At 35.6% G+C, this 7997-nt stretch carries 8 protein-coding genes and 1 pseudogene; all 9 read left to right on the top strand.

Annotated elements, in window-relative coordinates; genetic code table 11:
- Positions 1–276 (top strand): annotated as a pseudogene (locus J2S19_RS23460) (IS4 family transposase); the annotation flags it as partial.
- A 305-nt stretch (positions 277–581) separates the two neighbouring features.
- Entirely contained in the window at positions 582–1283 is a 702-nt protein-coding gene (locus J2S19_RS23455; RefSeq protein ID WP_307347278.1) for a phosphoadenylyl-sulfate reductase, read from the top strand.
- Between the two features lie 12 nt (positions 1284–1295).
- Positions 1296–2366: a sulfate permease gene (gene cysP / locus J2S19_RS23450; RefSeq protein ID WP_307347276.1), complete on the top strand. Its 1071-nt coding sequence runs from the start codon at positions 1296–1298 to the stop codon at positions 2364–2366.
- 64 nt (positions 2367–2430) lie between these two features.
- Positions 2431–3570, top strand: a complete 1140-nt coding sequence (gene sat / locus J2S19_RS23445; RefSeq protein WP_307347273.1) for a sulfate adenylyltransferase — start codon at positions 2431–2433, stop codon at positions 3568–3570.
- Positions 3571–3588: 18 nt separating this feature from the next.
- The gene (cysC, locus tag J2S19_RS23440; protein WP_307347271.1) at positions 3589–4200 is read left to right on the top strand and encodes an adenylyl-sulfate kinase; all 612 of its coding nucleotides are present in this window, start codon (positions 3589–3591) and stop codon (positions 4198–4200) included.
- Between the two features lie 364 nt (positions 4201–4564).
- The gene (gene cobA, locus J2S19_RS23435; RefSeq protein WP_307347280.1) at positions 4565–5347 is read left to right on the top strand and encodes a uroporphyrinogen-III C-methyltransferase; all 783 of its coding nucleotides are present in this window, start codon (positions 4565–4567) and stop codon (positions 5345–5347) included.
- Complete coding sequence (locus tag J2S19_RS23430; protein ID WP_307347268.1) at positions 5344–6111, top strand: sirohydrochlorin chelatase; 768 nt, start codon at positions 5344–5346, stop codon at positions 6109–6111. The genes cobA and J2S19_RS23430 overlap by 4 nt, the downstream gene beginning before the upstream one ends.
- Positions 6112–6114: 3 nt before the next feature.
- Positions 6115–6618, top strand: coding sequence for an NAD(P)-dependent oxidoreductase (locus J2S19_RS23425; protein WP_307347265.1), 504 nt, complete (start codon positions 6115–6117; stop codon positions 6616–6618).
- 662 nt (positions 6619–7280) lie between these two features.
- Positions 7281–7997 (top strand): SH3 domain-containing protein (locus J2S19_RS23420; protein WP_307347262.1); only part of this gene is annotated, 717 nt, incomplete at its 3' end.

The raw sequence follows: 7997 nt of genomic DNA, 5'->3' as shown, positions 1-7997 counted from the left end.
ACAATTGTCTTTACTAGATATATTGTCCTCTCTTGGCAGAACCGTTGTAGCACAGACCAACGGACATTAGGTGGTTTATTTTATGATCTTTGCGAAGAAATTAGTGATCTCGATTGGGTTGTCGCACTAGGGCAGTTACTCGAGCTTCTTCATGATGTCCTAAAAGAAAGCAACAAAAAGATACAAAAATTAATTCAATGTCAACTACAACACTGGATTGCAGGCTTACCTAATTACATCAAGGTCTACCTGCCTATTTCAGTGTGCGAAAGTTGAGTATTAATATAAAACCAATAAGTTCAGCATGATTAACAATAAAAAACCATTTAAAAAAATTAATCCGATAGAAAAACTCGGGTTGACATTTTGCTGAATTATGATAAAATTTTGAATCAATAGCACAATTTCAAAAATAATCAAATTAAGTACGAATAGAAAGGATTTTGTTAATTAAAAGTTATCTAAATTTGTGACAAAAATGGAATTGATTACATACTTTATTTTTACGTACAATTCCGACTATTAACCTATGAATAAATGGTTTTTCAACATGGTGCATATAGTGAGAAAGAGGTGATAAAATGCTAACTTATAATAATTGGACAGAAGCTAGCGAAAATTTTGAGGTCGATGAAAAATACAAAGGGGCTCTTAATACATTAGAATGGGCATATAACCACTATGGTGAAGAGGTGGTCTATGCATGTAGTTTTGGGATAGAAGGAATCGTGCTTATTGATTTAATCTCAAAAGTAAAACCAGATGCGAAAATAGTCTTTCTTGATACAGATGTCCACTTTAAAGAAACGTATGAATTAATTGATAAAGTAAAGGAAAAGTATCCATCGCTTAACATTGAATTAAAAAAACCTGAACTTACCCTTGAGGAGCAAGCAGAGCAATATGGAGATAAGTTATGGGAAACAAATCCAAATCAATGCTGTAATATTCGAAAAATAGTCCCACTTAACGAGACATTACAAGGTGCAGCAGCTTGGATTTCTGGATTAAGACGAGAACAATCAGAGACTAGAAGAAATGTAAACTTTATCAATAAGGATGATCGCTTTCATTCAGTAAAGATTTGCCCACTAATTCATTGGACTTGGAAAGACGTATGGCGTTATGTTCATAAAAATGATTTAATCTATAATCCTTTACATGATAGAGGATATCCAAGCATCGGTTGTTTTCATTGCACAAAGCCTGCTTATGATGAAAATGATTTACGGTCAGGTAGATGGTCTGGGCAAATGAAAACAGAATGTGGCCTCCATCAATAGGGGGATAAATCGATGTTAGAGATAATTGCAATTGTTGTCAGCTTCTTTTTTGCCATGAATATAGGTGCAAGTGGTGCGGCTGCTTCAATGGGTGTAGCATATGGTTCTGGGGCGATATTACGCCCTAGAAATGCACTACTTCTATGTGCGTTAGGTATTATATTAGGAGCAGTTATTGGTGGAGGAGAAGTTGTCAAAACGATAAGCTCTGGTATCATTCCAACTTCGCTTATCTCGATAAAAATTGTTGTTATCATCCTTTTTTCAGCTACTTTTTCACTCTTTTTAGCAAATATTTTAGGTATTCCCCTTTCTACAAGTGAAGTTACAGTTGGCTCTGTAGTGGGGGTTGGGATTGCACATCAAGTGTTATTTGTGAATAATTTACTATGGATTGTTATGTTTTGGTTTATTATTCCAATTATTGCATTTGGAATTGCCTATATATTTATTAAACTACTAAAATTTTTAAAATTAGAGGAAAAATATTCGTTTGAAGGAAAAATTGTGACGTATTTATTGATTTTTGCCGGATTTTTTGAAGCATTTTCCGCTGGAATGAATAACGTAGCTAATGCAGTAGGGCCATTAGTGAGTGCGAATATTTTGACGGTTTCGAAAGGAACATTATACGGGGGCATATTTGTTGCGATAGGTGCCTTATTGTTAGGACGTCGCGTTCTAGAAACAAATGGGAAGAAAATTACAAGTTTTTCTAAAATTGAAGGAATTATGATATCTGGTACAGGAGCAACACTTGTAACGATTGCTTCAATCTTCGGTATACCAGTACCACTAACACAGATTACCACATCATCCATTCTAGGTATCGGAATGGCGAAAAATGGTTCGAAAATTACGTTCCAAAAGAAAATAGTAAAAAATATGTTGATGGTTTGGTTAATATCACCACTAATATCCTTAACAATGTCATATTTTCTAGTCAAATTATTAATAGAAAATGATATTTATTCAATTGTAGTTCTGGCAAGTCTGTTTCTTGCTACAATTGGTGCCATCTATTTGATGCGAGCAAGTAAACAGGAAAAGCGCACAGTACATGAAGAAGGTGGTGGAATATAGGGTCCCCCTATATTTCTATTACCATGTAAATGAAATAATGATGATAAAATTGGAGGATTAACAGATGAGTTTATTACCACATGGTGGAACATTGATACAAAAATTAGCATTAGGTGCAGACGTTACACATATTAAAAAAGAAGTTGAGCTAGACGCAATTGCATTAAGTGATTTAGAGTTAATTGCAATTGGTGCATATAGTCCAATTGAAGGTTTTTTCACGCAAAAAGATTATGAATCTGTGGTTGAAAATATGAAATTAGCTAATGGAACAGTATGGAGTATCCCTATTACATTACCAGTCTCTGAGGAAAAGGCTGAAACATTGTCAGTAGGTGATGAAATCCGACTTGTAGCTAATGAAGTTACATACGGAACACTAACAATATCCGATATTTTTACTCCTGACAAACAAAAGGAAGCGATAAATGTATATCGGACAGATGAGCTTGCCCATCCAGGTGTTAAAAAAATGTTCGAACGGGGCAATGTATATATCGGTGGTGAAATATCCCTCGTAAAACGCCCGGAAAAGAAATTTGCCGATTATTATTTTGACCCTAAAGAAACAAGAGCAAGATTTGCAGAACTAAATTGGAAAACAATTGTCGGGTTCCAAACTCGTAATCCAGTTCATAGAGCCCATGAATATATCCAAAAGACAGCCCTAGAAACTGTGGATGGTTTATTTTTAAATCCTCTAGTTGGTGAAACAAAGTCTGACGACATTCCAGCTCACATCCGTATGGAAAGCTATGAAGTATTATTAGACAATTACTATCCGAAAGACCGTGTACATCTTGCAGTATTCCCGGCTGCAATGCGTTATGCAGGCCCGCGTGAAGCAATATTCCATGCTATGGTTCGCAAAAATTACGGATGTACTCATTTTATCGTTGGACGCGACCATGCTGGCGTAGGCGATTATTATGGAACTTACGATGCTCAAAAAATCTTCTCTAACTTTACAGCTGATGAGCTTGGAATAACACCATTATTTTTTGAACATAGCTTTTATTGCACAAAATGTGAGGCTATGGCTTCATCAAAAACTTGCCCACATGGTAAAGAAGATCGTGTTATCTTATCAGGTACGAAAGTTCGTGCGATGCTAAGAAATGGAGAATTGCCACCAAGCACGTTTAGTCGTAAAGAAGTTGTAGAAGTATTAATTAAAGGCATGAAAGAGACAGCGAATAACTAATAAAGGGGTAAGGGAATAATGGCGGCTAGTAATATTGTATGGCACGATACATCTGTAACGAAAGAGGAACGAAGAAGCAAAAATAACTATCAAAGCTATGTCCTTTGGTTTACGGGACTATCTGGTTCAGGAAAGTCAACACTTGCAAATGCATTAGCTAGATATTTATTTGAAGCAAATGTTCAAACGTACGTACTAGATGGGGATAATATTAGACATGGTTTAAATCGTGATTTAGGATTTACCGATGAAGACCGGAAAGAAAATATTCGTCGAATTGGTGAAGTATCAAAACTATTCGTTGATAGTGGTCAAATTGTATTAACAGCATTTATCTCTCCATTTCGGGAAGATCGTCAACAAGTTAAAGATATATTATCTGATAATGAATTTTTTGAAGTTTATGTTAAATGTTCTTTAGACCAATGTGAAGTACGTGACCCTAAGGGATTATATAAAAAGGCGAGAAATAATGAAATAAAGCATTTTACAGGCATTGACTCTCCTTATGAAGAGCCGGAAAATCCAGCTATCGTTGTTGATACTGAAACACAATCAGTAGAAGAATCAGTTAAACAGATTGTGAATTTCCTTCAATCAAAAGGGTTAATTGACATAGAAGTATCTTAATGGATGTCTTTTTTCAAAAGGCTCTTTTCTAAAAGTTGCACTAGCCTTTTTTAAGGTTTGTTGGAGCTGGTTGCGAGACTCCTGCGGGATGCGTGGGGGAGGTGAGACGTGAGCAGGCGTTTACGCTGAGCAGTTCGAAAAGCGTAGGCTTGCCCATCGACGTACAAACTAGAGGTGACCTGAAGTTTGTTAACAGGTAGCACAAGGAGCTGTGAGTCACACCACCTATCCCTCTACCCGTGAGTGCTTCAAGAGGAGACAAACCCTAACGATAAGTTAAAAGCATCAATGTTTACGAAAACAGCATAATGGATTGATAGAAAAGTGTTATATTGATATTTAAGCGAGAAAGGGGGAGATGAAGATAGCGAAGGTTTTTCTTGTAGGCGCAGGACCTGGAGACTGTGAATTATTAACGATTAAAGCTCTAAAGTGCATACAAAAGGCTGATGTCATACTTTATGATAGGTTAGTGAATAAGGATATTTTAAAGTATGCTAAAAAGGAATGTGAAAAAGTATACTGTGGCAAATTACCGAAATACCATACAATGAAACAAGAAACAATCAATCACTTCCTTGTAAAATATGCTAATATGGGTAAAATAGTTGTACGTCTAAAAGGTGGCGACCCTTTCGTATTTGGTCGTGGTGGTGAAGAAGCAGAAGCCTTAGCTATTAATCAAATCCCCTTTGAAATAGTACCAGGTGTTACATCAGGAATTGCAGCATCATCATATGCTGGTATTCCTGTAACACATCGGGAATTAAGCGGTAGTGTTGCATTTGTTACAGGTCATCGCAGTAATACCGAAGAGGATACGATAAAGTGGGATGCATTAGCTAAAGGGATTGATACACTTGTTATTTACATGGGTGTGAGTAATCTTCTCTTTATAAAGGAAATGCTTATTAAATACGGGAAGCTACCTGCGACACCTGTTGCGGTTATTCAATGGGGCACGACAATGCAACAAAAAACGGTTACTGGTACACTAGAAAATATAAATGAATTAGTGCAGAAAAAGAATATAACAAACCCGAGTATAATTATCGTCGGAGAGGTAGTAAGCCTGAGAAAAAATCTTAGTTGGTATGAAGAAATCGGGGAAGAGATAAAATCCCAAGGTGAGGTTCTATCAATATGAAACAAGCTGTATTATATGTTTGTCATGGTAGTAGAGTACCGAAAGCTCGAGAAGAAGCAATACAATTTATCAATAAGGTAATCCCGACAATTGACGCACCGATTCAAGAGGTGTGTTTTTTGGAATTGGCAGAACCATCAATTAAAATTGGCTTTGAAACATGTGTAGAAAAAGGTGCAACTCATATTACGGTTGTGCCATTGCTCTTATTGACAGCAGCTCATGCGAAGCATGACATCCCTGAAGAAATAACGAAAATATGTTCCTTGTATCCTGCTATTACTGTAACTTATGGTAAGCCAATAGGGGTTGACGAAAGTTTAGCAACGATGTTGATTGATAAGATGAATGACCAATCTAATGTTGATGCATCCTCAATTGCAATACTAGTAGGACGGGGTAGTAGTGATATGGATGCTGTCAATGATTTAATTGAAATATCGAGCCTTCTAAAACGCGATTCTAGTATTAAAGAAGTGAGGACATGTTTTCTAACTGCAGCAACACCAAAGTTTGAACAAGTTATTGAGGAAATATATCAAACTAATGAACCAAAGATATTTATTATTCCATATTTAATTTTTACAGGGTTGTTGAAACAAGAAATTGACCATACGATAAAAAAATATGAATGGAAAGAACGTCAAGTACATGTCTGTTCTTACCTAGGACCACATCCAATTTTATTAGAACTATTTACTAAGCGTGTTAATGATGCAATCCGTAATGATGGCGATGAATATCTCTTTCAAAAGGGAGTTTAAGAAATGATCCCCCTACATATTGATGTTAATGAACGTGAGGTCGTTATTGTCGGTGGTGGTAGTATTGCATATCGACGTTTATGTTTATTTCTTAACGAAGGTGCACTAATTACAGTAGTTAGTCCAACAGCTGTCAAGGAAATTGAAGATTTACAGCGATTAAACCTTATAAAATGGGTCAAAAAGAAAGTAGACCTTAATGATGTGAAACATGCCTTTCTAATTGTGGCTGCAACAAATGATCCATCAATAAATGATTGGCTAGCAAAAAATATTAATGAATACCAGCTCATTAATAATGCTAGTAATGCAGAGAATGGTAATGTAACAGTACCAAAAACAGTTAAAAAAGGTAGGCTAACTTTGTCGATATCAACTGGCGGTGCCAGTCCGAAGTTATCTAAACAATTATCGGAGCAGCTGATTACGCAGTTTGATGAGCAGTTTATTGAACAATTAGACCAGTTATATGAACAAAGACAACGTTTAAAGAAAAATAATCAATAATCATTTATAAAGTAATGATAAGGAAGAGAGTAGTTTCTCTGATTTGTCATTGCTTTTTTTTATTATTTTTGAATTGTACTCACATCAAAAGATTAAACACATTTGTAACAATAAAATATTAGCGAATATTTTTGAATTGATTGGAAACTGTTTACAGTCTAGATAAGCTTCTCCCCCTATCGAACGTTGTCGCTCAATTAGTGAAAGTTTAATAGGATTCAAGAGTGTATACATGTAGAATAACGGGAAGGGGTACTAGGATAAAAGTTATATTTTGCTTTTATGAAAGTTTAGTCAGGAAAATTCACAAGACAATATACACATATTTTAGTTTGGTTTTACAGTTGAGTGATGCTATTCATTGACGTTTATTAACCAAAAGTATTTGAGTATGACAATGAAATGGTAAAATATCATATTGCTAGTACGACAATTTACTTAAAAACCGCAGCTTTTTCGACTATTAATGTAGTAATTTGTAAATAAATTAGATAATTTATCCTAATTTGTACAACTTTCGGCATATCCGATCCTAATCTATGATAATATGAGATTATTCAATACTTTTATCCTATTATTTTTCGTAAAATTTTCAAAAATATATTTAATAGGTTAATAGGTCTATATTTAACTTCGATCATATAGATTATTAGGAGGGGCATATGAAAAGGGCATTATTACCTAGTGTTTGTTTTGCAGTTTTATCAACTGTTGCGTTTGAAGAAACTGTACTGGCAACGCAAAATAAGGCGGTAGAGAGTGAAAATTCCTACATCACTACTGTAAAGTACGTTAACATCGAGGAAGGATTTTTGAATCTAAGACAGCAAGCCTCGACAACAGCTAACGTAATCGCGACCCTTATAAAAGGGACTGAAGTAATTGTTTACACTGAGAATAATGGTTGGTCAAAAGTAAAGGTTAATGGGAAAGAAGGGTATGTAAGCACAAGATATTTGTCGGAACATACTAAAGAGAAAACAATAGTTAATGCTAGCAAAAAGATAACGAAATTTGTATCCGTTTCAAGTGGTAAATTAAATATGAGGTCGGAAGCGTCAACGAGTGCAAGTGTATTAACATCCCTGACAAAAGGAACTGCTGTTGAAGTCATTTCTGAGACAAATGGCTGGTCGAAAGTTAAAGTATTAGGTAAGGAGGGGTATGTTAGCACTAAGTACTTAACTGCTACACAGGAGAAAAGTAGTGTAAGTGCTGTTGCTAAACCGACGACTACTTCTTCAACTTCACGAACAACCAAATACGTATCAGTCACAAATGGGACATTAAACATGCGTTCAGGGGCAACGACGAGTGCACCTGTGTTAACATCGTTGTCGAAAGGTACTGCAGTCGAAGTTATTTCAGAGTCAAATGGC

Origin of the sequence: Metabacillus malikii (assembly GCF_030813355.1) — a bacterium.
Lineage (GTDB): Bacteria > Bacillota > Bacilli > Bacillales > Bacillaceae > Metabacillus > Metabacillus malikii.
Note: the sequence above shows the minus strand (reverse complement) of the source record. Positions and strands in the feature narration are given on the sequence as shown.

Coding starts and splice junctions, on each gene's coding strand:
- cysC (WP_307347271.1), top strand. CDS start 3,589: ATGGCGGCTAGTAATATTGTATGGCACGATACATCTGTAACGAAAGAG.
- J2S19_RS23430 (WP_307347268.1), top strand. CDS start 5,344: ATGAAACAAGCTGTATTATATGTTTGTCATGGTAGTAGAGTACCGAAA.
- J2S19_RS23425 (WP_307347265.1), top strand. CDS start 6,115: ATGATCCCCCTACATATTGATGTTAATGAACGTGAGGTCGTTATTGTC.
- J2S19_RS23455 (WP_307347278.1), top strand. CDS start 582: ATGCTAACTTATAATAATTGGACAGAAGCTAGCGAAAATTTTGAGGTC.
- cysP (WP_307347276.1), top strand. CDS start 1,296: ATGTTAGAGATAATTGCAATTGTTGTCAGCTTCTTTTTTGCCATGAAT.
- sat (WP_307347273.1), top strand. CDS start 2,431: ATGAGTTTATTACCACATGGTGGAACATTGATACAAAAATTAGCATTA.